Source organism: Sedimentitalea sp. (genome assembly GCF_039973035.1).
Taxonomy (GTDB): Bacteria; Pseudomonadota; Alphaproteobacteria; order Rhodobacterales; family Rhodobacteraceae; genus Sedimentitalea.
The window spans coordinates 40654-66521 of record NZ_JBDWLR010000095.1 but is presented as its reverse complement, the minus strand read 5'-3'; the positions used below and the strand labels follow the sequence as shown (position 1 = coordinate 66521).

Below are 25868 nucleotides of genomic sequence, written 5' to 3'. Positions count from 1 at the left end.
TGATAAGAGAGTGTTCTTGGTTCATCGTAACCACAGAGAAGTGGAAGATGAGACTCCCCATGGAACACGCGAAAGCGCTGGCGATAAGATCGTCAAAGACATCAAGCGCGCAGCACGCAAACATTATTCATCTGAAGAGAAGATCAGGATCCGTCCTGGATAGCTTGCGTGGTGAGGACAGCATTGCTGAACTAAGCCGCCGTAAGGGCATTTCCCAAGGTATCTATAACAAGTGGTAAAAGGACTTCATGGAAGCTGGGAAACGACGGCTTTCTGGCGACGCGGCCCTTGCTGCCACAACAGATGAAGTCCAGGATCTGCGCCGTGAAGCACGTGACCTGCGGGAGGTCGTGGCTGAGCAAACGCTGCAGTTCCGCTTGCTTAAAAAAAACCCTGACGACGGCCACGACGGTGACGGGAAGGAGATGCTGATCAAAGCAGCCCTGAAACCGTCATTCCTCAATGCCCGGGGTTTTCGGGATCAGCATCGGCCTCGCCGCGATCAAAGGCGCGTGCCCATTCAACCACTAGATCACTGTCACCCCGTTGCCGGCGCCATTGTCGGATCGCATTGCGCAGCCCGGCTCGGGCCACGCGTGTTCTCGGTTCCTCCCACGTTTCTGGGGTTTGACCGGCATCGAGCGCACACCAGCCACCGCGTTTCTGTTCGGTGTATTCATTGATGCCCCAATCGGCGAGAAGTGTTTGGAACCGATCGAAAGCCTCGGGATCAAACGTCTTGTCTTCGCCCAACTGTCCGCTCACCGGGCTCTTTGGGTGAAACCCGCAGCAGGGCACCCAGCCCTTGGGAATGGGCGCATTGGCGGAATGAGTGCGATTTGCCCGGAGAAGCTTTGGCAGGACATGGGTATGCGGTCCTTCGGGAGAGGTGCCGCCAGTGTCGGGCCCGCCGATCATCTGGTAGACCTCGACGCGTCCCAGCGGGGTCAACGCCACCCGATGTGGGTGCGCCCTGAGAATCGCACCCATCGCTGGGTTGTCATGATCAAAAAGCGAGCGACCCTCCTGCGGCTGCAGGACCTCGATCAGCGCAGGATCCGACGTGCGGATGCAGAAATCCACCTGTGATTGGGCGAGTCCCATGTCGAACAAGACGGCATCATGATCCTCGGATCGGATCGCGTCGGTGTCTGGCCCAAGCGCTGTCAACACATCCCGCCGGTTCATCCGCGCGTCCTTCTCGGGCAGACACAATGAAACCGTCTGGGACCAGCGATGAGGTTTCGGGCTGAGTGTTTCATAGGCGACAGGTCGCACGCCTTGGAGCGTGTCGATCCGGATCGCGCCGCGCGAAGTGGTCTGTTCCAGCGCCTCGGCAATGGGCGCAGGCGGGTCGCCGGCCACGTGATGAAACTCGGCAATCGCCCCAAACGATCCCATGTGCCAACCGGCATCGGGGTCGTTCATCCCATCCCGCAGAATAGTCTCAAGATCCAGCATTTTCGGCCTTTCTGTTGTTGGCGATCCACTGGCGCGCGCCGTCCAGTACGGCGGTATATACGGCGCGCCCGGTGGCTTCTCCGATTTCGGTGTGCAGCCCGGCATAGCGGGCTTTCCCGGTTGGGCTGGCGACCGCAACACAGTCGGTGCCGGTCCCCGTCGCAATTCCGGACGTCAGTGCAAGGTTCACATCCATCACAGCCGCCGTGCGGGCCTGTACGACGACGCTCATGGCCTCCAGCAAGGCAGTTTCCGTCAACCCGCAGTTCAGGCACAGCGCCACGTTGATCGTGCCCCAATCCTTGTCGGATCGGTCAATCCGGTGTCCAACCCGCTCGGCGTTGGAAAACCCGACCGTGGACACAGCATGGGCCATGACGTCACCGGCTGATGCCCTGCATTCGGTAAAAAATCGAATGTCGCGCGATGTCAGCAGGGTGACTGCGTCACCGGCTCCGCGTAGGTGCAATTCTCGTGTCAGCCAGTCGTCGACATCCAGTTCGGCGGGCAAATCGGAATTGCGCACTTCGCGCCAAAGGATACGGCGCGCGCGCACGATGCCCGGACGGTTGACCGACCAACTCAACACCTGCATGTCTGCGCAAAGGTCAAACTCCAACCACGGACGGTCCAGTGTTACGCGGCTCATCGGATGACCTGCAAAGGCTGATAGACCGGACCTTGTTCGGTGCGCTGATACCAGGCAGAGATTCCGAACACTTGTGCCAGACGTTCGGGGGTCAGAACCTCTTCGGGCGGGCCGTCAGCCACCAGATGGCCATCACCAAGCAGGATCAGGCGCGTACAGTGTCGCACCGCGAGCCCAAGATCATGCAGCGACACCAGTGACGATTTTCCAGCAGTGGCCTGTGTGGCGAAGGTTTCCATCGTTGCGATCTGATGTGCAGGGTCCAGCCCTGCGATGGGCTCGTCGGCCAACAATAGCGGCGTATCCTGCGCCAGGGCGCGTGCAATCAGGACACGCGCCTGCTCTCCGCCCGATAACCGGGTGGCGGCACGGTGGCGCATCTCGGTCAATTCCATCTGTGCCAGCGCGGCCTCGACCCGATTGTGATCTTCTTTGCTGGCGCTTTGCATCGCGGTCTGATGTGGCAAGCGGCCCAGCATGACTACGGATTCAACTGTGACAGGCCAGGCGATTTCCCGAGACTGGGGCATCCAGGCGGCGTGTTTGGCGCGTGCAGTTTCCGGCAGGGCGGCAAGCGAGCTGTGACCTCCAAAGGGCAGCAGGCCTAGGGCGGCGCGCATCAGAGTGGTTTTGCCGCTCCCGTTGGGTCCGATCAGGCCGACAAACTCTCCGGCGCCGATACTGAAGGAGATATCGCGAAACACGGTGCGCCCACGCAACGCAACCGAAAGATCGGTAAGGCTCAGCAGGCTCATATCCGTTCCTTTCGCAGTTTCAGGATCAGATGCAGAAAGAGCGGCGCACCAACCAGCGCGGTCAGAACACCCAACTTTAGATCGCGTGCAGGCAGCACAACCCGCACCGCGATATCCGCCGCAAGCAGCATGATCGCGCCGCCAAGCGCCGAGGCCCAAAGCAGCCGCGAGGGATGTGCGCCCACTAACGGGCGCAGGATGTGGGGTACGACAAGACCGACAAACCCGATGGCACCGGCAACGGCGGTCCCGGCCCCCAGGACACAGGCTGTGCCCACGACAAGCTGCAATCGCAAACGGGTGATTTGAACGCCCATGGCGCGCGCAGCGTCCTCGCCCAGTGTCAGGGCATCAAGCCCGCGACCAAGCGTGCCCAGAAGAACCCATCCAACCAAAGTGAAGGGCAGTGCCAACCAGACATGGGCCATGGACCGATCGGCCAGAGACCCCATCATCCAGAACACGATTTCATTTGCGGCAAACGGGTTGGGTGACAAGTTCAACACCAGTGACGTGAGTGCCGCCGCAAGCGCCGAGACGGCAATTCCCGCCAGGATCAAGGTCAGCGATGTGCCCCGTGGTCCGGCCAACGCCATCACCAGCAACACCCCCAATAGTGCGCCGGTCAATGCCGCCAGCGGCAAGCCAAAGGCGAAGGCAGTCGAAAGGCCGGTATGAATGGCAAGGACCGCGCCAAGCGCCGCAGTCCCCGACACGCCAATAAGTCCGGGCTCAGCCAGTGGATTGCGCAGATACCCCTGCATCGCGGCCCCGGCCAGCCCGAGACTGGCGCCAATGAACGAAGCGAGCAAGGCGCGCGGCAGACGAATTTCCCGCATGACCAGCGTCAGCGGCCCACCGTCGCCGACAAAGAGCGCGGTCAGGCTTTCGCCTATGCCGATATCGGCCGGCCCCGTCAGCAGGGACGTTACAAACAACCCCACCAAGGTCATAACAAGAAGAAGGGTTAGACGGCTCACGGCTTTGCTCCGCTCAGGGTTTCGCGGGCCGCCACGAGGTTTTCAATCGCGCGCAGCACATAAGGTGTGCCGCAGACCCAGTCATGGTCGGTCATGGTGGCCCCGGCATGGTTGACGCGCAGCTTTTGTACCACCGGATGATCCAGAATGCCCTCGGATCGCGACGCACCCGGATATGGGCGTGCGGCAATCACGATCTCCGGTTCGGTCAGTGCCAGCACCTCAAGGGGAAGTTTCTCACCTGCCTCATACCCGGCTTCGCTGGCAGCGTTTGAAAACCCGGCCGCGAGCAGGATTTGACCTGCAAGCGTGTTGTCGCCGGACGTATAGCCGTTGGCGTAGTAAAGGATCGCGCGGGGATTGTGTTCGACCTCGGCGGTCAACACTTTGAGCCATGCATCAAAATCCGCCAACATGATCGCCGCGGCGCCTTGACGTTGCAGGACTTCACCCATCTGCGTAATCCGCGCGCCCACATCGTCCAGTGAGTAGGTCGGTTCGAACACGGCAACCGGAACGCCAAGCCGCCGCAACATATCCACCGTTGCGCGTGTCGAATAGGCTCCCGCAATCACCAGATCAGGCTGCATGAGATAAATCTCTTCGGCCAGCCCGTGATTGATCACATACTGCTCGGCCTCAACTGTCATTGCAGACGCGCGTGGATCCTTGGCGAGATAGGACACTGAATAAAGCTGATCCGGCCCCGCCAGAAGCATGGCGAGCTGGTCGGTGCAGAGGTTTATCGACACCACGCGAACCGGTTGAGCCACGGCAAACCCGACCCAACCGATCAAAGCGCAGAGTGCGAAGACCCCCACTCGCATCCTCAGAACGCCGCCCGCAGCCCGACATAGGCCGTGCGGCCCCGCGTGGCATAGCCCCAGGTATCGGAATACTCTTCGTCAAACAGGTTGGTGATACGACCGGTCAATTGCACCGTGTCAGTCAGATCGTATTGTGCGGCGACGTCCACCGTCACATAATCCGGCAACTCGGCAAGTTCGTAGCTGCTGAAAAACTGAGTGTCATAGTTCCCCGCGATATAGCGCAGATCCGCAGTGACGCTGCCACGACCCTGCATGAATTGCTGAGTCGCGCCCAACCACAACTCGTGTCGCGGGCGACGGACTTCGACCGTGCCATCCGCATTCTTCGCGTGCAGATAGGTATAGCTCAACTGCAGCTCAAGCGTATCGGTGGCCTGCAGATTGCCGCTGATTTCGATACCTTGCCGGCGGCTCTTTTCGCTTTCATTGATAAAGACAGAATTGCCAGTGGTAGGGTCAAATATTGATACGATTTCATCTGTGAGATTCGCGTGGAAATAAGTGACATCCACCAGCCCGCGATCTCCCCAGAATGGGACTTCGACACCAAAATCGATGCTTTGGTTCTTTTCCGGCTTTAGACTGGTGTTGCCGACAAAACCAAAGGTATCCGCGAAGAGTTCAAAATAGGTGGGATTGACTGACCCCGTCCCGGCCGACGCATGCAACCGCACACCGCTGCCGACAAAGGTGTAGGACCCGGCCAGAATCCACAACAGGTCATCCTCAAAGACCTTGTTGTCGTCATAGCGCAGCCCTGCCTGCAGGTTCAGGCCATTGTCCAATGTTCCGCGATACTCCATCGCCACCGAATTGGTCTCGCGCTCGTATTCCGGGTTGCTCGAGGAACTGTCTTGTTCCCATTCGGCCATGATATTCAGCAGGTGATTGGTAGAGGCGACTGCATAGCCGTCCAGCCCATAGCTCAGCAGGTATTTCGCGGCTGAACGATCCGCTTTGGTGGGCGTGGCACCATTTGTGCTTTGTTCGTATTCCGACCCTTCAAAGGTCAGCCGATGCACCAATCGTCCGTCCAAGGCTTCGTATTCCGCAAACAGGCTGCCAGACCGTTCCTTGCGTTCCGAGGTCTGGTTGGGATCGTCGATCACATATTCGTCTGCCGTGCTGGCGACATAGCTTGTCGTGTCAAACGCAAACTTCTCGTTTGACGCACGCAAGGTGAATCCCAACGTCAACCGATCCGTCACGTTGTAGTCGCCGGTCAAGTTCAGGGTGGATCGCCGTGTTCCGTCAAGTTCACCGTCGCTGCCAGAAAAATCATATCCGTCGTCGTCCAGACGCGACACGCCAAAGGCCAGGCCGCCCCGGTCAGACCGGACCGAAAACCGTGCCGAGGCGGCATAGCCGTCGCCGATTTCAACCGACCCGCCGTATTCAGTGCCTGTTGCACCCCGTTTGGTGATGATGTTGACCACACCGGCCGAGGCATTGCTGCCATAGAACACGGATTGCGGCCCGCGCAGAACTTCTATCCGTTCGATATTTGCGGTGTCCAGACCGGAGAGGATATATTCGCTGTCGCCAGCAGAGAGTTGCACCCCATCAACCATGATCAGCGTGTGATTGGCCTCAGCGCCGCGGATACGGACCTGCGTGAAGTTGTTTCCCGTCCCGCTGACCGCAAGGCCGGGAACCGCGCGAAGCGCATCCTGAACCGTCAGGATACCACGATCTTCGATGTCTTGGGCGGTCAGCACCGAGGCCGATTGCCCATAGCGTCGCTCTTCGATCGGGCTGAAACCGCCGGACACTATGATCTCGTCAAGCTCATATGGTGTCTGAGCCAGCGCCGGGCCTGCAGATACGGCGGAAATGGCTACGCAAGCCATGCGGATGGTACGGGTCATTCTTTCCCCTCTCGTTCAACCGGGAAACCGGTTGCACTACGTCAATATGTCGTATGAGGGATGGTTAACCCCCGCAGACGGTGAAGCCACCACAGCGGAAGAACCGCAGCCGAAACGCCCCTCGCGTTCAGACAGGGTGATCACCTCGGCAGGTTTCCTGACTCGCGGGTCAATGCTCAGCCGGACCTTCCCATCACGCAAAGCGTAACAGTGGTGTATACCGGCTTCGCTCACCGCTCACAGTTGCGGGGGCAGTCACGGATTTGGTGCCAATGTCGGCGGCACCGCACCGTGTTCCCTATTATCCGGACAACAGGTTGCCCGGACCGAAGCATCGAAACGGTTAACGCGATTTTAATATCTTGTGAAGAGCGTAATTCAGGGAACCTGATCGGTTTGACCATGCGCATCGAAACTGGCTTTGTTTGGCTCGAACCTGGCGTCCGGTGGCGAGGTAGCCATCTTGGCGACGTCATGGCGGGTTCGAATTTACCGGAATCCGACCCGCCGGATGCCGGGAGTGACGACAAGCGGGAATGGTCTAGCCAGAAATGAACGCGGTTTCAGCAGGCGCAACAATCACTGGCTCTTTCCGAATCTTGCAGGAAGGCTATATAAGCCATGAACATTGAGACAAATTCACGAAAACCGGACCCTCTGCCGCAATGACACAAGTGCCCGTAACGCTGTCGGACAAGACGGATGACGATTCAGACACGTCAATCCTTCTTGAAACGCGCCCAAAGACCAAGCGCCCTCCGCTGTACAAGGTGCTCTTGCTGAACGACGATTATACTCCGATGGAGTTTGTCGTGCATGTGCTCGAGCGGTTTTTCGGGCTTAACCATGCGCAGGCTTTTGAAATCATGCTGACGGTGCACAAGAAAGGTGTCGCCGTTGTTGGTGTGTTCAGCCACGAAATCGCAGAAACCAAGGTAGGTCAGGTCATGGACTTTGCCCGCCGCCATCAGCACCCTTTGCAGTGCACGATGGAAAAGGAAGACTAGGCCGCATCAATGTCCGCCCGGCTGCCTCTGGCGATTGATTCAGGTGGACTTGATCTGCCTGCGACCGGCGTGGTGTCGGTCTTGCATCCGGTTGCGATGACGGATTTGTCTGCGCTGCCTGCTGACCGGATCAAAGTCGTTCAGCCGTTCAAACCGGATTTCGACCATTTCCAGTCTTTGGGGTATTCCTGCGCTGCGTTCAGCGATGCGCCATGCGGGGCCGCACTCGTATGCCTGCCTCGCGCCAAGGCGCTGGCCCGTTCCCTGATCGCAAGCGCCTGCCAGCGCAACACCGGGCCTGTCATCATCGACGGAACCAAAACCGACGGTATCGACAGCATGCTCAAAGAGTGTCGCAAGCGCGTGGATGTATTCGGACCGGTGGCCAAATCACATGGCAAACTCTTTTGGTTTGATGCCAATCCGGAGGCATTTGCAGACTGGCAAGCCAGCCCGCAAACCATCGGTGATTTTGTCACTGCACCGGGTGTGTTCTCTGCCGACGGAGTCGATCCGGCGTCGGAGCTTCTTGGGCGCGCATTGCCAGAAAAGATGGGAAAACACGTCGCCGATCTGGGCGCCGGCTGGGGGTATCTTGCGGCACAGGTTCTGACGAGGAACGGGGTAGAACGGCTGGATCTTGTTGAGGCAGATGCCATTGCCCTGGAGTGCGCCCGCCAGAATGTTTCCGACCCCCGTGCCCGATTTCATTGGGCAGATGCCACCCGTTGGGCACCAGAAGAGCGTGTCGATACAATCATCATGAATCCGCCCTTTCACATGGGCCGCACCGCCGATCCGTCGCTGGGGCGCGCCTTTGTTACGGCTGCTGCGCGGATGCTGAAGCCGTCGGGGCATCTCTGGATGGTGGCCAATCGGCACCTACCCTATGAACGCACACTGGACGAGTGTTTCGCCAAGGTCGAGGACGCGGGTGGTGACAACCGGTTCAAGATCTTCCACGCCGTCCGCCCAAAGCCCACTGGTAAACCTACGCCCAACCGCACACGGCGCTGATCCGCGCCATTTCCATGCACGAGGAGTGTTTCCATGTCCTTTTCCATCGCCGGCAAGACCGCCATTGTCACCGGAGCGGCCAATGGCATCGGTCTGGCCATAGGACGTCAGTTTGTCGAAAAGGGCGCAAACGTCATGTTCGCCGACATGGACGAAAAGCGGCTCAAGAACGAATTGGGGGAACAGGTTGACGATAGTAATGTCCGGTATTTCGCCGGAGATTTGCGCGAACGCCTGACCATTGCCAACCTAGTTTCGGCAACTCTGGACGCGTTCGATGAAATCGACATCTTGGTCAATGGATCACGGCAGGTTGTTCCTTCGAATCCGCTGGATCCGGATGATGATTCAGTCATCAGCCTGCTCAACCAGAACCTGATGCCAGCCTTTCGACTGACCCAATTGGTGGCGCGCAGAATGATCAAGCAATCCGATTCTGAAAGTGAGAAACAAGCAGGTTCGATCATCAACCTCAGTTCGATTGCCGCCCGTCGCACCCACCCCGATCTGCTGGCTTATTCGGTCAGTTCTGCCGCGTTGGACCAGATGACACGATCTATGGCGGTGGCGCTGGCCCCAAACCGGATACGGGTCAACGCGGTGGCCTTTGGATCGGTGATGAGCGCATCGCTGAAATCGATCCTAAAGGAACATCGTGACTATCGACAGGACATCGAATCCCATACGCCACTGGCACGGGTTGCGGCCCCCGGTGAAGTCGCCGACGCGGTGCAATTCCTGGCCTCGGACGGGTCCGGTTTTATGACCGGTCAGGTGATCACTGTGGACGGCGGGCGAACCCTTCTTGATCCGGTCGCGGCCCCCGCCCATTGAGCGTAGGTAAGGATGCGAGGGGCCAGCCCCTCGCGCTCCCCGGGATATTTTCAGCAAGAAAAAGGCAGGACATAGGATGAGTGAGGACATGTTGGCGCAAAAGTCAGAGGCCGCAGCCTGGTTCCGCCAACTGCGCGACAAAATTGTCGCCGCGTTTGAAGCCTTGGAAGACAGTCCTGTTCAGGGGCCGTTGACCGACACAGACGCAGGCCGATTTGAAGTCAAGGAAACAACGCGCGCCTCTGACGATGGATCGGATGCCGGTGGCGGATTGATGAGCGTGATGCGAGGTGGGCGCGTATTCGAGAAGGTCGGCGTTAACGTGTCCACGGTCTATGGCACGCTGGGTGCGCGCGCGCAGGCGGCGATGGCCGCGCGCAAGGGGTTGCCCGGTATGGCCGACGACCCGCGTTTCTGGGCATCTGGAATCTCGCTGGTCGCGCATATGCAGAACCCGCATGTGCCTGCGGTCCACATGAACACGCGCATGTTCTGGACCCCGCACGGGTGGTGGTTCGGTGGCGGGTCCGATTTGAACCCGTGTATTGAATACGACGAAGATACAGCACATTTTCACGCCACCCAAAAGGAACATCTCGATCCGCATGGGTTGGCCCATTACCCGAGGCTCAAAGAGTGGGCGGACAGTTACTTTTATATTCCGCACCGGGGACGTGCACGAGGTGTTGGTGGGATCTTTATGGATGACTATTGCACCGGCGACTGGGCTGCAGATTTTGCGCTGACCCAGGATATTGGGCGCGCGTTCCTGCTCGCCTATGTGCCGCTGGTCGAAAGGCGCAAGGACCAGGCGTGGGACGAGACCGACAAGGACGCCCAGCTCATTCACCGTGGGCTCTATGCAGAATACAATCTCGTTTATGACAGAGGCACAAAATTCGGATTGGAAACCGGGCATGATGCCAATGCGGTATTGATGAGCTTGCCGCCGCTGGCAAAGTGGGTTTGACGCGATTTTACGCATCATAGGGTTGAAATCTGCTGCGGATCATCTTTGATATTGAGTAACCCCAAAGCAATAGCCCGCGCGCCACTGCGCCGGTTCATATTGAATGTAGATAAATGAGCACTGACCCCTATGCCGCACTTGGCCTGACCAAGTCGGCAACTACTGACGAGATCAAGAAAGCGTATCGCAAGATCGCGCGGGATCATCATCCGGATCTCAACCCGGACGATGCGGCCTCCGAAGCCAAATTCAAGGCGGCCTCGGCGGCATATGATCTGTTGAAAGACTCCGAAACCCGCGCCCGGTTCGACCGGGGGGAAATCGACGCAAGCGGTCAGGAACAGCAACAGCGCCAGTATTACAGGGATTTTGCCGACAGTGGTGACAACCGATACCGACGCGGGCCGAACCCCGGTGATTTCGGCGACGCATCGGATATTTTCTCTGAGTTCATGCGCGCACGCGGACACCCCGGTGGCGGGTTTGGTGATTTCAATGCGCGTGGACAAGATGCTCGCTATGCCCTTGAGGTTGATTTCCTCACTGCGGTGAATGGCGGCAAGACCCGGATCACGCTGCCTGACGGTCAGGGCCTTGGGGTCGCGATTCCGCAAGGCACGCAAGACGGCCAAACCATCCGCTTGCGCGGCAAGGGCAGCCCTGGGTTCGGGGATGGACCGGCGGGGGATGCGCTGGTGACGTTGTCGGTGCGCGAACATCGGCTCTTTCGGCGCGATGGCAATGACATTGTACTGACGCTGCCGATTACGGTGGACGAGGCCGTTCTGGGTGCCAAGGTTGCGACACCTACGATTGACGGGTCGGTGAACCTGAGCATCCCCAAGGGTGCCAGCAGCGGTCAGGTGCTTCGGCTGCGCGGCCGTGGCGTCAAGCCGGTCAAAGGCACAGCGGGTGATCAACGTGTGGAACTTTCGATCGTGATGCCGCCAGAGATTGACGACGAACTTGCACGCTTCATGGAAACCTGGCGCGATACGCACCGCTATGATCCACGAAAAGGGATGAGTTCATGACCATCCATTATAGCGAAACCGAAGTCATCACGGCTATTGGCAATCTGACCCAATCGCGGCTGACGCGGTTTGTTCAGGCGGAGATCGTTGTGCCGGTGCAATCAAGTTCTGGCCCGGTGTTTGGTGAGATTGATCTCGCACGGTTGAATCTGCTGTGCGAACTGACTGACGATTTTGATCTCGACGAAGACTCTCTGGCAGTGATCATTTCACTGATCGACCAGTTGCACACGACCCGCAGTGATCTGCGCAGCTTGCTGGCTGCTTTGGAGAACGAGGCCCAGGACGTACGCGAACGGGTCGCGGCGGCCTGGACGTCGGGACGCGACGATCAGGCCTGACCCGATCTGTTGCCCAAGGGTGCCCGTATCAAGAATGCGCTGCTCGGCCATGCGCAATCCGGACACGGGCGACACCGGTGTGTTCGAAAAATACTCTAACTTTTGAGTTTCCAACCGGATTGTGGCGGCAGGAACGCTTCGACCGCTGCGGATGCAATGACGATTGTGTTCCCTGCCGGGTTCTCGACATTCAGCCCACCTTTGACCGCGCGAACTTCGGCGTGGCCTCTTGGCAGTTTGGCTGCAAGGATGGCGACGTCGACCTTGTCGGGATCCTGTACGCCCACGGTCACCTGAACCCGCATCGCGTCGGTGCTCAGATCCAGAGAGGCAAAAATCGGCAAGGCGGAATGGCGAACGGCGTCGTCGATCGCACGGGCGGCGGCCTTGGTATAGTCCATCCCGTATTGATCGTTGCCCATGCCCATTTCAATGATCATCCGTTGCTCAGCCATCGGCGCGCTCCATGTCAAAGGCGACGGAAATGGCGGCATTGGCGATGACCGTCGGGTTGCCATCGTTGTCAGGGCGCACAATATCGAGACCACCCTGGCCTACCGTGACCGTTGGCTGCCCATAGGGGAACACGGCAAGGATGGAGTCGGCATCAACCTCATCCGGTTTCTGAACGCCGATCTCGACTGTGATCTTCATCGCTTCCTTGGGAAAGCCGAACAACTCGGCCATGTTGATCGAGTTGTGCCAAAGGGCATCCTTAACCGCCCGTCGTGCCGCTTCGGTGTAGTCGCCACGCCGTAGCGAGGTACCCATTCCGAATTCAGTCAGCATCCGCTTCATCCCGCTCTCCTATCAATTTCCAAGTGACTTGTTGCAACCGTAAAGATCGCGCGCAAGCCTGCATTGCAGGTAGATCAAAGTGCGCTGCGCTGCGTCAGGGCTGCAGGGACAATTTGGTTTTTTCCCAGATCAGCCCCAATTCAGATAGATGTACCGCCATCGCGGCAGGATCGTCACCCTTTGCGGCGGACTGTATCGCTCTGAGGTTTTGCTGCATCGCGGTCGCTCCAAATATCGCGGCGCTTCCGGCGACCTGATGGCAGCGGCGTTCGATCTGAGCATTGCTCAGTTTGCCGTTCTTTGAAAGCTCTGCAATCAGAACCTTGCTCTCGGTGATGAATTTTCCAACCAGCTTTTCATAGGCCTCTTCACCAAAGGTCACACGCGTCTGGTGGTGATGATCTGCATCCGACCAAGGGGCATTTTCTGTGCGCTCGGCGACCGAATATCGCCCCGTGATCTCGGCCAGTGCTGAATCAGACAAGGGTTTGGTCAGGACACCATCCATCCCATCCTTGAGGAACGCTGCCTGCTCTTCGGCCATGGCATTCGCGGTGATCGCCACGATCGGTGTTTCCGCAGACTTGCCACCACCGTTTCGAATGGCTCGTGTCGCGGCGCGACCGTCCATGACCGGCATGCTGATATCCATGAGGATCAGGTCAAACCGTGTCTTATCCGCCAGTGTGGCACCCGCCCTACCGTCATGCGCTTCGGTGATCTTATGTCCGGCAGCTTGCAGCATTTCGCAGGCGACCACACGATTGATTTCGTTGTCCTCGACCACCAGAATGTTTAGCCCAATGGTGCTGGTTGGCAGGTCATTCGTCTGTTCTCGCGTCGTGGATTCAGCGATTGGATCAGTAGATCGTACCGGGATCCGGACCCAGAACGCCGCGCCCAAACCATCGGGTTCATCAAGCCCGATATCGCCGCCCATCGCGGTTGCAAAGCGTTTGGCAATGCTGAGCCCCAGACCGGTCCCGCCAAATTCCCGATCATAGGCGGTGTTGCCGGTCACGAAATCGTCGAATACCGTCGCGCGCAGCTCTGATGCGATCCCGATCCCGGTGTCCCGAACACGAAACAATACCTCGTGCCCTCCCTCATCGGTGTGCAAGGTCTCTGCCGTGATCGACACATGACCGTCATGGGTGAATTTCACCGCATTCGCGATCAGGTTCTGCAAAATGTGCAGCAAGCGGTCGGGATCGGATTCGACCCAGGGCATCGGTTCGCCGATCCATCGCCAACTCAATGTAGTGCCCTTTGTGGCGGCGATCGCCGACTGGCTGTCGATCAGATCCCTGACCAGTCGATCCAGATGTGTCGGGACATGATCGACACGCAGATGCCCGGTATCGTATCGCGTGATATCCAGTACATCCGAGACGTGCCGCAAAAGCAGTTCTCCTGATTTCTCCATGTTCTCGGCAATACGCTTTTGCCGACCATCCAGCTTTGTCGCATGCAACAGCGATAGGTTTCCCAATAACCCGTTCAGCGGCGTGCGGATCTCATGACTCATTGTGGCAAGGAACTCGGTCTTGGTGCGTTCCCCCGCAAGAGCCTGATCGCGTGCTTGAACCAGTTCAGTCTCCGCGCGGACCTGCGCCGAAATTTCCCGCAGGAAGATGATAAAGATGTGGCCGTCCTCGGTATGCGCCACCTGTACCGCAACTTCTGCCGGAAACCGATCTCCATTGCGGCGCATGCCCTGCAGCTCCATACGTCCACGACTCGCGAAACGTGGATTTTCACCTTCACGATAGCGTCTTAGCTGGTCAAGAAATCCGCTGCGAAGTTCCGGCGGGCAAGTGGTTTTCAAGAGATTCTTACCGATGACACCGGCAGCGGGATGATCAAATATGATCTCTGCAGCCCGGTTGAATTCGAGAATTCCTCCCTTGGCATCACATACAATTACCGCGTCAAGTGACGTGGAAATGATGGTGTTCAATCGGTTTGCCGTTTGCACCATGGCCTTCTGGCGCAATACTTTCTGCTTATTCAGGCGAAACAGATGAACGACAGACAACGCCAGTGCAACGATCAAACCGATGGCCACCACGGCCAAACGAAACAATGTAACCGCAACGTCCTTTCTCCGTTCTTCGGCAGTTTTCGAGAATTCAGAAAGACCCGCACTCGCGAGCTTACGCATGTTCTGGCGAATGTTTCGCGCGTCGGCAGAAATCACGGCCAAGGATGCGCGCAACGTTTCGTCATCTCCATCGATTAATGGAACCGTACGGTCAAGAAACCCCTGCGCGGCCTTGAGCGCAGTGCGATAGTCCTCGCTTTCAACTAAAGCCGAGGCTGACGGTGCTTCTTTGAGCGTCGCCATCCTGCTGTAAAAGATGTCGAATCGACGCGTCAGATCGTTCAGATCTGATGTTTCATGCAACCGAGTCCGATCAACCTCGACGAGCATGCCCAAATACTCGACTTCGCTCTGTGTGACCGTCCACTGCAAGTTGTCGGAGTTGGCTGTTTCAAGGAGTCGGAGGTCTCTCACCACGCGAATGGACATCAACGCGATGATGCATAAAGCAACAAGACCGGCCATGATCCCGAAGGTCAGACCGGCCCTGAAGCGTCCGTGAGTGGTGTTGGACAAGGGTAAATTCCGTTAGATGATGCCAATGCGATGCGGGCCGCTTTACTGGACTACCTCGATTCTGTCGAGTTGCCAGATACTGCGTGTGTAAATCTGCTCCGACTTGTACGCGACGTCAGTGTCAAATGGGTAGACGATCCAAAGGGGTCCCTTGTTTCGCAAGGGCATCTGCTCTCCATTCAACTCATAGGCGATAATTGGGCCGCCTTCGACGGCATCCGTTACCGGAATTTCGACCACATAATCATTGATTGCCTTAGCGCGGAGCGTGCCCGAACTGACGCCAAGCGCCTTGGTTAGAGCGGCAAGAGATACGCCCCTCAGATGCTGTATCCCATCGGTCCAAATCGTCGTAGTCTCGATCACGGTGCTGTCAATTGCCTCAAGCATGGCGAGGTCAAATTGTGCGGTTTCGCCCGCATTGGTTTTAGAGATTGCTCCGGAAACCGTCAGCAGCACGGTGCCTTTGGGTTTCTCGAGACCGTTTGCGTTGGCTCCGGCCGTGGCAATGATCACACCCACCAGAAAGGCCGTGATGGCTTTCCAGAATTGATGGATCATGCTGTGTCTCCTCAAATGGTTCGGAACATTATCGCCCGGAACGGATTGAGTTTGCACGAAAGATAATGGATAGAGAACTACCCCTTGGGATAGGTTTTTAGCGAACCATCTTGGCGACTGGCAGGAAATCGCGCGTCAGTCTCAATGGGTTTACCAAGTGTGCTTCACGAGATCAGCTTCACGCAACAGAACGGCAATGGCCTAAACGGAAGAGTTTGATGTGGATTTGCCACAAAATTGACAGCTTCAATATCTAGCAAGGGTTCGAACCAAGGGAGACAACGCAATGCGGGTTCTGATTGCGGATGATCACGAACTGATGCGCGACGCACTCGTTCTGTTCCTGCAGAACGCGGGTGGTATTGATGCCAATACCGCCGGTACCGTCGACGAAGCCTGCGACCGCATTGAAAAGGACGAGCCGTACGATCTCATTATGCTTGATTTCAATATGCCCGGAATGAACGGCCTGGCCGGCCTGACGCGCACCATGAAGATGGGTAGTGGTCAGCGCGTGGCATTGATATCGGGCGAGGCGACACGCGAAATCGCGGAGCAAGCGCTTGGTGTCGGCGCGGCCGGATTCATCTCCAAATCCATGCCTGCGAAATCGATGGTGAACGCCGTGCGTTTCATGGCAATCGGCGAACAATATGCCCCGGTCGAATTCATGACCACACCCGACGTTCCGTCTAGCAACCCACTCGCGGACAAGCTGTCCCGACGGGAAATGCAGATGCTCAAGGGGTTGACCGAAGGCAAGACCAACAAGGAAATTGCCCGGACCCTGAATATTCAGGAACCCACGGTAAAGCTGCACATGAAGAACCTTTATCGAAAAATCGGTGCCGCCAACCGAACACGTGCGGCGTTGATTGCACGCGAAGCAGGGCTGTGCTGACACGCTTGGCGTTCGGTCAGGATTCAGGGCACCGTGGGACGACCGCCGAGATCACCCTTGGCCATGGTTTACAGACCCTGACCGGGATATTATTGCAGCCGTATCTGACGATCACAGATTGCTTGAAGAACACGCAGATGCACCTGCAAGCCTCGCTTCAATGATGACGGTGGGGCGCACTCTGGACGGTGCTGAGGTCCGGCAGTTAACCCTTCGAGGCGGCGGTCTGACGGCAACTGTCTTGACCTATGGTGCGACCTTACAATCCCTGCGATGTGACGGTCTGCCCCGTTCTCTGGTTCTCGGCAGCCCCGACTTTGCGGCCTATCTGGTCGATATGCAGCACTTTGGGGCGATCGTCGGTCCAGTCGCGAACCGTATCGCAGGCGGCCGCTTTGAGTTGGACGGCACGATACACGAGCTTGACCGGAACGAGCACGGGAAAAATACCCTGCATGGCGGATCTACGGGTTTTCACACACGTGTCTGGGAAGTGTCCGATCACGGCCATGCGCATTGCACTCTGACGATCGTACAAAACAACGGGTTGGGCGGCTTTCCCGGTGATCTAGACGTGAAGGTACGCTACCGCCTTGAAGATGATCGGACGCTGCGCATCGACATCACGGGCGAGGCAAAATCGGTCGCGCTGTTCAATCCAGCGTTCCACGGCTACTGGAATCTTGATGGCAGCACCGATCTGTCTGGCCACGCTCTCGAAATCGCGGCGGACAATTACTTACCTCTGGACAGTGACCAAATTCCCAAAGGTACGCCACAGCCCGTTCATGGCACGCCGTTTGACTATCGCCGCCCGCGCGTTCCAGATTCCACGCTTGACCATAATTTCTGCCTTTCCGCCCGGCGTGGCCCTCTGCGCGAGGTTGCGCGGGTTACTGCATCTGGCCACCGTCTTACACTGGAAACGACAGAGCCGGGACTACAGGTCTATGCTGCGGGTCAAACCAATTCTGGCGACTGGCGTGGTCATGGTGGCGTTCCATACGGACTCAATGCCGGGATCGCTCTGGAACCGCAGCATTGGCCGAACGCCCCGAACCGACCTGACTTTACCTCTGCTCGGATCGATGCAGGGCAACGCATCACTCAGACCTCACGCTTTCGCATAGCCATGCGTGACAGTTGATACGAGGTTGCAGCGTTAAGAAGGATTGATGGGTGATGTACCGAGTCGAATCGTCATGATTGCGCTCATCTCCTCCATTCCCCGTCGCGTCGATTTGGCCCATCGGAGAAATCTGAAGCTCGGGCTGCAAACGAGTCAGCGCCTGCACTGAGCAGTCGCCAGCGCTCAGATACTTTCGCCCAATGCCATGTAAAGCAGAACCCGGTTGTTGAGCAGAGCCGCCTCGGTCTCGATCACATTCACCTGACGTTCAAGCTGGAACTGTTGCAGGATCAGCAGGCCGGTCATGTCGATCGTGCCCTGCACATACCGATCATTTGCGAATTCCAGTGCTTCGTTTGCGTCTTTCAGCGACTCGCGCCAGTTTGCCAATTCGGATCGAAGCGTCTTTTCATTCGCCAGTGCGGTTTCGACCTCGTTGAAGGCCTCAAGCACCGTCTGCCCATATTCCGCGACCGCCGCCGACTGTTTTGCCGACATCCTCACCACGTCGGCCTGCAATGCACCGCCGGCGAAAATGGGTTGGAGCAAATTGACGCCGATCCGCAGGAATTCAGGACCGGTGCCCAGCAGCGCCAGTTCAGGGTCGAGCAATTTACCACCAGCAGCGCTAAGCGAAATGCCCGGCAACCGGGCGAGCTTTGCGGTTTCCGATTTATAGAATGCGGCGATCACCTTGTTGCGGGCGGCGATCACATCTGGCCGGCGATCAAGCAGCGAGAGCGGCAGGCCTGAGGCAGGCAAGCTTGACGGCATCCTGGGAAAACTGGAGGCTGGTTTCAACTTGAGCGACGGATAGCGGCCCACGAGCACTTCGAGGCTGCCGATTGCCTGGTTTTGCGAGGTGCGGATCTGGCTGGTTGCGGCCTTGGCGGCGGCCACGCGGGACCGCGCCTGAACTACGTCGAAATCTGATACCTGACCGGCTGCGGCCTTCTTATCGGTAAGATCCAGTAGGTTGGAATAGACGGTGGTGGCCTGTTGGCTGACGGCGATCAGCCGCGCCAGTTCTATATTGGCAATCCAGCTGCGTGCCACGGTTGCTGCAATGGATTGCTGGAGATAGCGGGCGTCCTCGGCAATGGCTCTGGCCAATGCGGCGCTGGCCGATTTGTTGGCGCGCAATTTGCCCCACACGTCCAGCTCCCATGACGCGGCGATTGCACCTCCTTCAAGCGTGTTGATCCGGTCACGTTCCGTCAATTCAGATCGCTGGCTCCCGAGCCCAAGGCCGACCTGCGGCAGAATGGGCGCGCCCGCGATCACGACAGTTTGCAGGGCGGCCTCGACACGGGCAGCAGCAGCAACAAGATCGCGGTTGTTTTCCAAACCTTCTCTGACAAGGCTGGTCATGTTGGGATCGCGAAAACTGGCGACCCAGTTGCCCTTGACCGCCGATGTCGCAGCGCCCGATGTGGACCATGCCGCCGGGATCGCCGTCCCGGCAGGCAGCGCGTCATCAAGTATTGCGGTATCTGTCGGCACCGGTTGGAGCTCGCACGCGGCGAGCGCCAGAATACCGGAAACGGCGCCGATCAACCTCTTCGGTACGTTGTTTGCAACGAAATTCATACGGTTCCCCAAGAGAGTTCTAGATCGGCAGCGGATAAACCCAACGGGCCCATGTATAGGTCCGCAACGAGATTTGGCCCAGCCATGTAAAAGGATTGTCGCTGGTCAGGATCAGAGTGGCGCCACCGACCCCGATACCCAACCGAACTGTTGGGTCATCCAGTGTGATCTTGACCGGCAACCGGGCCTCTGTGTGCAAGGGAATGTCCGGAAACAGCGGCAGGTTTCCAGAAGGCGTGTATTGCCCCCGGCGACTCGCATACCAGATTTCTTCCACCTTGCCGCTGAAATGCTTGCCCGGATAGGTGTTGATCGCCACCACGACGGGTTGGCCAGGGCGCACATTCATCAGGTTTTCCTGACGGTAGGCGGCAATCAGATATGGGTCCTTGTCGATGATGAGGCTGGCAATCGCACCAACGCGCAGTTGACCCGACACCATGCCTTCCTGCACCTGAAGGTTGACGATCACGCCGTCATTCGGTGCCTTCATCTCGGTGTGGGCGAGATAGTATTGCGCCTGTTCCAGCGCAGCTTCGGCCTGAATCACCGCCGTGTTCACACCATCGATTTGCGATGCATAGGCAAGCTCGGCGCGCTTTTGGGATTCCTGCGCCTCTGCAAGCGAGGCCTGCGCAGAGTTGACGCGCGAGGTCCATTCATCCGCCGATTCCTGTGAGCCGGCGCGTTGTGAGGCGAGGGTCGCAAAGCGGTCTTGTTGTACAGTCGCAAAGTCGAGATCGGATTGCGCACGTGTTACCGAGTCCTTGGCAACGGCGATATCGGCTTCGAGAATCTTGGCGTTTTGCTTGGCCGCGACAACGGCGGCCTGCGCAGACTGAACCTGAGATTTGTAGATGCTCTTGTCGAAAACGAACAGCACATCGCCTTTCTTGACCGGTTCATTCTCCTTTACGCGCACCTCTGTCACCAATGTGGGTTCGGGCAGTCGCGGGATCAGTTGCACAGTGTGGCGCACGACTCGCACATCGGTTGAAAACGGTGACTGCATTCTGGTCCCGACCAGCGGCACGATCAAAAGGTGAAGAAGGAAAAAGGCAGAGATCAAACCCCATGTCGGGGTAAAGCGCAGCCATTTGAACTTTAGAAATACGACCCAGATGAATGCCAGATAGACAAGCGTGATCGCTACAACACCAAGCATGTTCAGGCCTCCTGATCTTTGGTTGGCGTAACGGGCTGCTCGGGTTCTTCGTCCTTACCGTAGGCATACTTTTTCAACCGGGCCAGATCTTCCTTGATGGCTTCGCGCTCCTCGTCGGGGAAACGCCGGATATCTATGACTTCTGTTGGCTTAAACGCCCAGGTAAAGGCTTGAATCCACGGGACAACCGCCAGAAACCCTGTCCAGCCCATCGCATAGACGGCTTCGGCTTCGGGGTGATTTCGCGCGACCGCGATACGGCCCGGCAGGCCCAGCAACCACGAAAGTGCCGCCAATCCGCCAAACACACAAATCATGCCACAGCCAAACGCCACAAAGTCCCAGAAATAGTAGGAGTTATGAATTGCGGATAGTCCGCTTTCGGTGCTTTCCATCGTGTTCCTCGTTTGTGGCCCATCACATTTCTAACTCGCCAGAGACCCGGCGATGGTTGCAACCTGCGGAATTCACGTTGCCTTGTCGCAAGACGTTTGTCCTCGCGTTGATAGCGCTTGTCTGAGAATCTGGTAAGGGGCTGCTCGTGATAATATCCTTGTCGCCGCCAAAATTGCCGAAATTTCCAATGCGGTCAATTTAGTTTGGGGTGCAATTGGCTGCGTTGCACAGGGCCAGTGATTTTTGGGCCGCCCCTTTCACCGGGCCGTAAAGCTTCAGATCTCTCTGGTGGGCCGACGCGACGCTACAGGAAATGACTTAAGACATCCGGGGGAGGTCGCATTTGTCAGAGGACTGTTCCGCCGCGCCGTCCAACCGCACGGCGTGTACATCTCGACTATCGGCCCCGGTTGGGCAACGATCGTCTGTGTCGTCAATTCCGTGTATCTTGAGGAGAAAGGTCTGGTAGCGTGAGGCGGACTTGAACCGCCGACCCCAGCATTATGAGTGCTGTGCTCTAACCAACTGAGCTATCACGCCAGACCGTGCATGGCCCATTAACGGCGAGTCGGGCCGGTGTCAATCTGAACCATGACATCCGGCCAAAACTGTTTTCATGCCGCCACGTCAGGCATCCTTTTTGATCTCGACCTGATGCGGATAAGGGATCGAGATACCCTGGGCGTCAAACGCTTCTTTTACGCCCCGCGTCATCTGGAATTTGAGGTCCCAATAATCAGCGGCATTACACCAGATACGGGTTGTCAGATCGACCGAGCTGTCTCCCAGATTGGTCACCCGCACCCAGGGTTCCGGGTCTTTCAGAACGCGGTTGTCTGCGTTCACCTGATCCAGAATAATCTGCATCGCCTTGCCCGCGTCATCGCCATAGTCGATGCCAAAGACTAGATCGACGCGGCGGGTGTCGTGATGCGAGTAGTTCTGAATGATCGCGCCCCAGGCCTGTCCGTTGGGAACGATGATTTGCACATTGTCCGGCGTCGCCAGTTCGGTGAAAAACAGATTCAGGTCCACAACGGTGCCCGAAGTTCCTGCCACATCGACATATTGGCCCAGCTTGTAGGGACGGAAAAGGATCAGCATGAAGCCAGCGGCAAGGTCAGCGAGCGTACCCTGCAGTGCCAGACCGATGGCCAGAGTTGCGGCGCCCAGCATCGCGACGAGGCTTGTCGCCTGGATACCAAAGATGCCCAGGACCGCGACCAGCACCATGAGCAGGATGATCCACCGCACCATGCTTGCGGCGAAATTGCCCAAAGTCTTGTCGATTCGCGGATGGCGGTTCACGCGGTTTCGAACAAAGCTCGAAATACCGCCAGCAAAGATCCAACCCACAATCAGGACCACCAGCGCCTTGGCTGCATTGATTACCAGCGGTCCGAAGCCACCCAATTGTTCCATCATCTGTTCCAAGACACTCGCCCTCTTTTGTGATCAATCCTGATCACGCTTAAAGAAAAAGGGCCTGCCTAAGGCAAGCCCTTTCCATTCGCGCGAGTGGTATTTTTATTGCTTTTTGAGAGAGTCGCGAATTTCGACCAGCAATTCGATCTCGGTTGGCCCCGCAGGTTCTTCGGGTGCCTCTTCTTCGGGCTTTTCGGACATGGATTTGGCACGGTTCACGGCCTTGACCAAAAGGAATACTACAAAGGCGATGATAAGAAAGTTGATCACGGCCATTACAAAGCGGCCCCACGCAAATACTGCAGCGCCGGCTTCTTCGGCTTCGGTGATCGATGCAAAACTGCCTTCGCCCAACAGGATGTATTGACCGGCGAAATCGATACCACCCATGAACAGGCTGATGAACGGATTGATCAGGTCGGCAACCAGCGAGCCGACGATTGCGGTGAACGCTGCACCGATGATGATACCAACCGCCATGTCCATGACATTGCCCTTGGCGATAAAGTCTTTGAATTCCTGGATCACTATCATTTTCCCTAGAATGAAGATCAAATTGAAATCACATGTCTGCGATGAATTTGATTCATACTCGGTGACAACCCGTGCCGTCACGGGGAAAGCACGCCTTTTTCTCCCCGAAACACGAATCGAGGATAAAGCAAAATATAATGTCAGTGATCTTCAGGCGGTTCAGCCGGGCAATTGGCCGGTCAATACATAGCGCAGAACATCGACAACTTGGCCCGGCTCTTCGGCAACAGCGAGCGCGGCTGCATGCACTTCTTTCAGCGCATGCTGATGTTCGGGCGGGTTCAGAACGATCAGCGATTTTCCCAACGCCGCAGCATAGCCTGCATCAAAGGCCGCGTTCCACTGTTTGTATTTGTCGCCAAAGCGGACGACCACGACGTCGGCGTCCTCCAACCCCTTGCGGGTGCGGATCGCATTCACCATCGCACCTTTGTGGTCGTGCCAGTATTTGTTCGGCTCCGCCCCAAGTATCGCAACCCCGCAGTCGTCGCTGGCGCCGTGATCGGTGACCGGGCTGTCGAATGTCACGTCCAGATCGTCAGAGCCTTTGACGATCTGCTCGCGCCAATCTGTATGAATTTCTCCTGAAAGATATACTTTCAACGTCATGGTCGGGGCCTCCTGCTGTATCTGTCACAGACCTAACGCAGGCAGGGAACAGCGGCAATCCGCGATTCAGATGAACAGGCGTCAGGGCAGATATATGGTTTGCTGACGACTTGGCTGTGCTTTCCCATCGGTCCCTTCAGTCGCGCGCCTTCCGCACCTGCTCAGGAAACTTGAGCATTGCAGTTTATGTAAAGCTGTCCTATTCACGCCAGCGACATAGGTCGCTACGGCCCCAGCTGGGGCAAGCGGCAAGACAATCATCCGTCGGGGGGCCCTTTGGGCTGAGAGGTGCAGGCACCGACCCGTCGAACCTGATCCGGGCAATACCGGCGTAGGGAACGGGTAGATCGTGCGAAGAACGCACAGGCTCATTCTCACGTTGGTACGTCCGCAACATTGGAGACGTGCCTGTGACTGCCAAGACCCCGATTGCACTGACGATTGCAGGTTCTGATAGCGGTGGCGGTGCGGGCGTGCAGGCCGACCTCAAGGCGATGTCAGCGAACGGTGTCTATGGGGCGAGCGTCATAACCGCAGTGACGGCGCAGGACACAACGTCTGTGACGGCCGTGCATGAAGTCCCTTCGGAGATCGTCGCCGCACAAATCGACGCGGTTCTGTCTGATCTCAGCGTCGACGCCATTAAGATCGGGATGCTTTTTTCCGCGGCAAACATCGAAATCACCGCCGAACACCTGACGTCGTTTGAGGGTCCGGTCGTGGTCGACCCGGTGATGATCGCCAAATCCGGCGACACGCTTTTGCAGGACGCCGCTGTAGAGGCGATGATCCGCCATATCCTACCCCGAGCTGCTGTCTTGACGCCAAACCTGCCAGAAGCTGCGCGGTTGCTGGGCGAACCCGAGGCGCAATCGCCCTATGAAATGGCGGCGCAGGGGCAGCGCCTTGTCGCGATGGGGCCAGCGGCTGTTCTAATGAAGGGCGGCCATGCATCTGGTGCAAGCTGTGTCGACGTGCTGGTCAATGCAACGGGCGTCATCGCAACATGCGAGGCGCCCCGCGTGGAAACGCGCAATACACACGGAACAGGGTGCACCTATTCGGCCGCGATTGCAGCACAGCTTGCGCGCGGGCTTGACCTGAGCGCTGCCGTCACCACCGCACATACCTATCTTCAATCCGCGATCGCGGCGGCGGATGATCTATATATCGGAAGCGGACACGGACCGGTCCATCATTTTCACGGGCAATGGACATGACCAAGGTTGCGGTCATAGGGGCCGGTGTTGCCGGTCTTTGCGTGGCGCGGGCCTTGCTGGATCGTGGTGCAGAGGTCACCGTGATTGATCGCCACGCAGACGTTGGGCCACACGCCTGTTCGTGGTGGGCAGGTGGCATGCTTGCCCCGTTCTGCGAAGGGGAAAGCGCCGAGGAGCCGGTGGTTCGGCTTGGTTCCGAGGCTGCAGATTGGTGGGCGGAAAAAACGAGTGCCGTGCATCGTTGCGGTTCGCTTGTTGTGTCTCCGACCCGAGACAAAGCCGATCTTGCGCGATTTGCACGCCGAACCGGGGGATATCGCGAGGTCAAAGGTGCTGAGATCGCTGCGCTTGAACCGGATTTGGGAGATCGTTTCGCAAGCGGGCTGTTCTTTGAATCCGAGGCTCATCTGGCCCCGCGCGCGGCGCTTGCAACGTTGCGTTCCGGTCTTGTCGCTGATGGTGCCGCCTTTGTCCAAGATACCGCTGATCCAGATGAGTGCGCGAAACAGGGTCTGACGATCGATTGCCGTGGGTTTCAGGCAAAAGATGCGGTGACCGATCTGCGGGGCGTCAAGGGCGAGATGCTCGTCCTGTCCTGCCCTGATATCGAGTTGAATCGCCCGATCCGGATGCTGCACCCGCGTGTGCCGCTTTACATCGTGCCGCGAGGTGATGGCATTTTCATGCTCGGTGCGACGATGATCGAGGGCAAGGCAGGCAAATACGTAACCGCTCGCGCGATGCTTGAGTTGCTCAGCGCGGCCTATGCGCTGAACCCTGCGTTTGGCGAGGCCGAAGTGCTCGAAATCGGCGTCGACAGCCGCCCGGCATTTCCCGACAACATGCCGCGCATTCGACGAGACGGAAACCTGATCCGTGCGAACGGCCTGTTTCGACACGGGTTTCTTTTGGCCCCTGCCATGGCGCGGATGGTGGCCGAATTGATCTTTGACAACAAAACGCCGGAGGTGATGGATGAAGTTGCAGCTTAATGGCGCGCCGGTAGAGATGCAGGGGGCCACCCTGACTGATCTGCTCGAGGCGGAAGGGTTCGGTGGGGCCAAGGTCGCCACCGCAGTGAACGGCATGTTTGTGCCTGCCCCTCTCCGTGCAGGCCATGTTCTGAACGATGGTGACAGCATCGAAGTCCTCGCCCCCATGCAGGGCGGATAAG

General features: G+C 57.8%; 27 protein-coding genes, 1 tRNA gene, 1 pseudogene and 2 riboswitches. Of the genes and pseudogenes, 12 read left to right on the top strand and 17 right to left on the bottom strand.

Going from position 1 to position 25868, the window contains the following annotated elements; translation table 11 throughout:
• Positions 1-40: 40 nt before the first annotated feature.
• Positions 41-389, top strand: a pseudogene (locus ABJO75_RS27300) (transposase); the annotation flags it as partial.
• A gap of 70 nt (positions 390-459) precedes the next feature.
• Here ABJO75_RS27300 and ABJO75_RS27295 read toward each other — a convergent pair.
• From ABJO75_RS27295 to ABJO75_RS27270, 6 genes are read right to left on the bottom strand one after another with little or no spacing between them, the layout of a single operon-like run.
• Positions 460-1461 (bottom strand): hypothetical protein, encoded by a 1002-nt coding sequence (locus ABJO75_RS27295; protein WP_348127997.1) that lies wholly within the window; start codon positions 1459-1461, stop codon positions 460-462.
• Positions 1448-2110 (bottom strand): adenosylcobinamide amidohydrolase, encoded by a 663-nt coding sequence (locus ABJO75_RS27290; protein ID WP_348127995.1) that lies wholly within the window; start codon positions 2108-2110, stop codon positions 1448-1450. Before ABJO75_RS27290 ends, ABJO75_RS27295 begins: the two co-directional genes overlap by 14 nt.
• Positions 2107-2865: an ABC transporter ATP-binding protein gene (locus tag ABJO75_RS27285; protein ID WP_348127992.1), complete on the bottom strand. Its 759-nt coding sequence runs from the start codon at positions 2863-2865 to the stop codon at positions 2107-2109. Before ABJO75_RS27285 ends, ABJO75_RS27290 begins: the two co-directional genes overlap by 4 nt.
• Positions 2862-3818: an iron ABC transporter permease gene (locus tag ABJO75_RS27280; protein ID WP_348128166.1), complete on the bottom strand. Its 957-nt coding sequence runs from the start codon at positions 3816-3818 to the stop codon at positions 2862-2864. Before ABJO75_RS27280 ends, ABJO75_RS27285 begins: the two co-directional genes overlap by 4 nt.
• A 23-nt stretch (positions 3819-3841) precedes the next feature.
• Complete coding sequence (locus ABJO75_RS27275; RefSeq protein WP_348127989.1) at positions 3842-4672, bottom strand: ABC transporter substrate-binding protein; 831 nt, start codon at positions 4670-4672, stop codon at positions 3842-3844.
• A 2-nt stretch (positions 4673-4674) separates the two neighbouring features.
• Positions 4675-6543 carry a TonB-dependent receptor gene (locus tag ABJO75_RS27270; RefSeq protein ID WP_348127986.1) on the bottom strand — a complete coding sequence of 623 codons (1869 nt, stop codon included), beginning with the start codon at positions 6541-6543 and terminating at the stop codon, positions 4675-4677.
• A 129-nt stretch (positions 6544-6672) separates the two neighbouring features.
• A riboswitch (cobalamin riboswitch) is annotated at positions 6673-6889 on the bottom strand.
• Positions 6890-7208: 319 nt separating this feature from the next.
• Between ABJO75_RS27270 and clpS the strand changes: the two genes are divergently transcribed.
• The 6 genes from clpS to ABJO75_RS27240 all read left to right on the top strand — a co-directional run bounded on the left by clpS (position 7209) and on the right by ABJO75_RS27240 (position 11746).
• Positions 7209-7550, top strand: coding sequence for an ATP-dependent Clp protease adapter ClpS (gene clpS, locus ABJO75_RS27265; protein WP_348127983.1), 342 nt, complete (start codon positions 7209-7211; stop codon positions 7548-7550).
• Positions 7551-7559: 9 nt separating this feature from the next.
• Positions 7560-8567 (top strand): class I SAM-dependent methyltransferase, encoded by a 1008-nt coding sequence (locus ABJO75_RS27260; RefSeq protein ID WP_348127980.1) that lies wholly within the window; start codon positions 7560-7562, stop codon positions 8565-8567.
• Between the two features lie 33 nt (positions 8568-8600).
• Positions 8601-9401 carry an SDR family oxidoreductase gene (locus ABJO75_RS27255; RefSeq protein ID WP_348127977.1) on the top strand — a complete coding sequence of 267 codons (801 nt, stop codon included), beginning with the start codon at positions 8601-8603 and terminating at the stop codon, positions 9399-9401.
• Positions 9402-9477: 76 nt separating this feature from the next.
• A complete protein-coding gene (hemF, locus tag ABJO75_RS27250) occupies positions 9478-10371 on the top strand; it encodes an oxygen-dependent coproporphyrinogen oxidase (protein ID WP_348127974.1) in 894 nt (297 codons plus the stop codon).
• Positions 10372-10484: 113 nt separating this feature from the next.
• Positions 10485-11405, top strand: coding sequence for a J domain-containing protein (locus ABJO75_RS27245; RefSeq protein WP_348127972.1), 921 nt, complete (start codon positions 10485-10487; stop codon positions 11403-11405).
• Positions 11402-11746, top strand: coding sequence for a hypothetical protein (locus tag ABJO75_RS27240; RefSeq protein WP_348127969.1), 345 nt, complete (start codon positions 11402-11404; stop codon positions 11744-11746). Before ABJO75_RS27245 ends, ABJO75_RS27240 begins: the two co-directional genes overlap by 4 nt.
• A 95-nt stretch (positions 11747-11841) precedes the next feature.
• Here the strand turns inward: ABJO75_RS27240 and ABJO75_RS27235 are convergent, their stop codons facing one another.
• From ABJO75_RS27235 to ABJO75_RS27220, 4 genes are all read right to left on the bottom strand, one after another.
• Positions 11842-12201, bottom strand: coding sequence for a Lin0512 family protein (locus ABJO75_RS27235; RefSeq protein WP_348127967.1), 360 nt, complete (start codon positions 12199-12201; stop codon positions 11842-11844).
• On the bottom strand, positions 12194-12544 hold the full coding sequence (locus ABJO75_RS27230; RefSeq protein ID WP_348127965.1) for a Lin0512 family protein: 351 nt from the start codon (positions 12542-12544) through the stop codon (positions 12194-12196). The genes ABJO75_RS27235 and ABJO75_RS27230 overlap by 8 nt, the downstream gene beginning before the upstream one ends.
• A 94-nt stretch (positions 12545-12638) precedes the next feature.
• Positions 12639-15164: an ATP-binding protein gene (locus ABJO75_RS27225; protein ID WP_348127962.1), complete on the bottom strand. Its 2526-nt coding sequence runs from the start codon at positions 15162-15164 to the stop codon at positions 12639-12641.
• Between the two features lie 42 nt (positions 15165-15206).
• A complete protein-coding gene (locus tag ABJO75_RS27220; RefSeq protein ID WP_348127960.1) occupies positions 15207-15725 on the bottom strand; it encodes an oxidoreductase in 519 nt (172 codons plus the stop codon).
• Positions 15726-16011: 286 nt separating this feature from the next.
• On the opposite strand from ABJO75_RS27220, the gene ABJO75_RS27215 reads away from it, so the two are divergent.
• Together ABJO75_RS27215 and ABJO75_RS27210 are read left to right on the top strand one after the other, a co-directional pair.
• Positions 16012-16626: a response regulator transcription factor gene (locus ABJO75_RS27215; protein WP_348127957.1), complete on the top strand. Its 615-nt coding sequence runs from the start codon at positions 16012-16014 to the stop codon at positions 16624-16626.
• 118 nt (positions 16627-16744) lie between these two features.
• Positions 16745-17773, top strand: coding sequence for an aldose epimerase family protein (locus ABJO75_RS27210; RefSeq protein ID WP_348127954.1), 1029 nt, complete (start codon positions 16745-16747; stop codon positions 17771-17773).
• Between the two features lie 165 nt (positions 17774-17938).
• Here the strand turns inward: ABJO75_RS27210 and ABJO75_RS27205 are convergent, their stop codons facing one another.
• The 7 genes from ABJO75_RS27205 to ABJO75_RS27175 form a co-directional block, all read right to left on the bottom strand.
• Positions 17939-19345 carry an efflux transporter outer membrane subunit gene (locus ABJO75_RS27205; RefSeq protein WP_348127951.1) on the bottom strand — a complete coding sequence of 469 codons (1407 nt, stop codon included), beginning with the start codon at positions 19343-19345 and terminating at the stop codon, positions 17939-17941.
• Between the two features lie 19 nt (positions 19346-19364).
• Positions 19365-20510 carry an HlyD family secretion protein gene (locus ABJO75_RS27200; RefSeq protein ID WP_348127948.1) on the bottom strand — a complete coding sequence of 382 codons (1146 nt, stop codon included), beginning with the start codon at positions 20508-20510 and terminating at the stop codon, positions 19365-19367.
• Between the two features lie 2 nt (positions 20511-20512).
• The gene (locus tag ABJO75_RS27195; RefSeq protein ID WP_348127946.1) at positions 20513-20905 is read right to left on the bottom strand and encodes a hypothetical protein; all 393 of its coding nucleotides are present in this window, start codon (positions 20903-20905) and stop codon (positions 20513-20515) included.
• A gap of 464 nt (positions 20906-21369) precedes the next feature.
• Positions 21370-21446, bottom strand: a tRNA-Met gene (locus ABJO75_RS27190).
• 87 nt (positions 21447-21533) lie between these two features.
• Positions 21534-22340 (bottom strand): mechanosensitive ion channel domain-containing protein, encoded by an 807-nt coding sequence (locus tag ABJO75_RS27185; protein WP_348127944.1) that lies wholly within the window; start codon positions 22338-22340, stop codon positions 21534-21536.
• 93 nt (positions 22341-22433) lie between these two features.
• On the bottom strand, positions 22434-22859 hold the full coding sequence (gene mscL / locus ABJO75_RS27180) for a large conductance mechanosensitive channel protein MscL (protein ID WP_348127942.1): 426 nt from the start codon (positions 22857-22859) through the stop codon (positions 22434-22436).
• A gap of 165 nt (positions 22860-23024) precedes the next feature.
• Entirely contained in the window at positions 23025-23474 is a 450-nt protein-coding gene (locus tag ABJO75_RS27175) for a YtoQ family protein (protein ID WP_348127939.1), read from the bottom strand.
• 255 nt (positions 23475-23729) lie between these two features.
• Positions 23730-23829, top strand: a riboswitch (TPP riboswitch).
• 55 nt (positions 23830-23884) lie between these two features.
• Between ABJO75_RS27175 and thiD the strand changes: the two genes are divergently transcribed.
• Genes thiD through thiS form a run of 3 tightly spaced genes read left to right on the top strand, consistent with a single transcriptional unit; the run spans position 23885 to position 25867 of the window.
• Positions 23885-24694: a bifunctional hydroxymethylpyrimidine kinase/phosphomethylpyrimidine kinase gene (gene thiD, locus ABJO75_RS27170; protein ID WP_348127936.1), complete on the top strand. Its 810-nt coding sequence runs from the start codon at positions 23885-23887 to the stop codon at positions 24692-24694.
• Positions 24691-25686, top strand: coding sequence for an FAD-dependent oxidoreductase (locus tag ABJO75_RS27165; RefSeq protein ID WP_348127934.1), 996 nt, complete (start codon positions 24691-24693; stop codon positions 25684-25686). Before thiD ends, ABJO75_RS27165 begins: the two co-directional genes overlap by 4 nt.
• On the top strand, positions 25670-25867 hold the full coding sequence (gene thiS, locus ABJO75_RS27160) for a sulfur carrier protein ThiS (RefSeq protein WP_348127932.1): 198 nt from the start codon (positions 25670-25672) through the stop codon (positions 25865-25867). The genes ABJO75_RS27165 and thiS overlap by 17 nt, the downstream gene beginning before the upstream one ends.
• Position 25868 lies beyond the last annotated feature (1 nt).

Bases quoted from the DNA above. Each gene is read 5' to 3' on its own strand.
- ABJO75_RS27230 (WP_348127965.1), bottom strand. From the start codon at position 12,544: ATGAAGCGGATGCTGACTGAATTCGGAATGGGTACCTCGCTACGGCGT.
- ABJO75_RS27295 (WP_348127997.1), bottom strand. From the start codon at position 1,461: ATGCTGGATCTTGAGACTATTCTGCGGGATGGGATGAACGACCCCGAT.
- ABJO75_RS27290 (WP_348127995.1), bottom strand. From the start codon at position 2,110: ATGAGCCGCGTAACACTGGACCGTCCGTGGTTGGAGTTTGACCTTTGC.
- ABJO75_RS27285 (WP_348127992.1), bottom strand. From the start codon at position 2,865: ATGAGCCTGCTGAGCCTTACCGATCTTTCGGTTGCGTTGCGTGGGCGC.
- ABJO75_RS27220 (WP_348127960.1), bottom strand. From the start codon at position 15,725: ATGATCCATCAATTCTGGAAAGCCATCACGGCCTTTCTGGTGGGTGTG.
- clpS (WP_348127983.1), top strand. From the start codon at position 7,209: ATGACACAAGTGCCCGTAACGCTGTCGGACAAGACGGATGACGATTCA.
- ABJO75_RS27235 (WP_348127967.1), bottom strand. From the start codon at position 12,201: ATGGCTGAGCAACGGATGATCATTGAAATGGGCATGGGCAACGATCAA.
- ABJO75_RS27205 (WP_348127951.1), bottom strand. From the start codon at position 19,345: ATGAATTTCGTTGCAAACAACGTACCGAAGAGGTTGATCGGCGCCGTT.
- ABJO75_RS27255 (WP_348127977.1), top strand. From the start codon at position 8,601: ATGTCCTTTTCCATCGCCGGCAAGACCGCCATTGTCACCGGAGCGGCC.
- ABJO75_RS27275 (WP_348127989.1), bottom strand. From the start codon at position 4,672: ATGCGAGTGGGGGTCTTCGCACTCTGCGCTTTGATCGGTTGGGTCGGG.
- thiS (WP_348127932.1), top strand. From the start codon at position 25,670: ATGAAGTTGCAGCTTAATGGCGCGCCGGTAGAGATGCAGGGGGCCACC.
- ABJO75_RS27240 (WP_348127969.1), top strand. From the start codon at position 11,402: ATGACCATCCATTATAGCGAAACCGAAGTCATCACGGCTATTGGCAAT.
- ABJO75_RS27215 (WP_348127957.1), top strand. From the start codon at position 16,012: ATGCGGGTTCTGATTGCGGATGATCACGAACTGATGCGCGACGCACTC.
- ABJO75_RS27165 (WP_348127934.1), top strand. From the start codon at position 24,691: ATGACCAAGGTTGCGGTCATAGGGGCCGGTGTTGCCGGTCTTTGCGTG.
- ABJO75_RS27280 (WP_348128166.1), bottom strand. From the start codon at position 3,818: ATGACCTTGGTGGGGTTGTTTGTAACGTCCCTGCTGACGGGGCCGGCC.
- ABJO75_RS27270 (WP_348127986.1), bottom strand. From the start codon at position 6,543: ATGACCCGTACCATCCGCATGGCTTGCGTAGCCATTTCCGCCGTATCT.
- ABJO75_RS27175 (WP_348127939.1), bottom strand. From the start codon at position 23,474: ATGACGTTGAAAGTATATCTTTCAGGAGAAATTCATACAGATTGGCGC.
- ABJO75_RS27200 (WP_348127948.1), bottom strand. From the start codon at position 20,510: ATGCTTGGTGTTGTAGCGATCACGCTTGTCTATCTGGCATTCATCTGG.
- ABJO75_RS27245 (WP_348127972.1), top strand. From the start codon at position 10,485: ATGAGCACTGACCCCTATGCCGCACTTGGCCTGACCAAGTCGGCAACT.
- ABJO75_RS27195 (WP_348127946.1), bottom strand. From the start codon at position 20,905: ATGGAAAGCACCGAAAGCGGACTATCCGCAATTCATAACTCCTACTAT.
- ABJO75_RS27260 (WP_348127980.1), top strand. From the start codon at position 7,560: ATGTCCGCCCGGCTGCCTCTGGCGATTGATTCAGGTGGACTTGATCTG.
- hemF (WP_348127974.1), top strand. From the start codon at position 9,478: ATGAGTGAGGACATGTTGGCGCAAAAGTCAGAGGCCGCAGCCTGGTTC.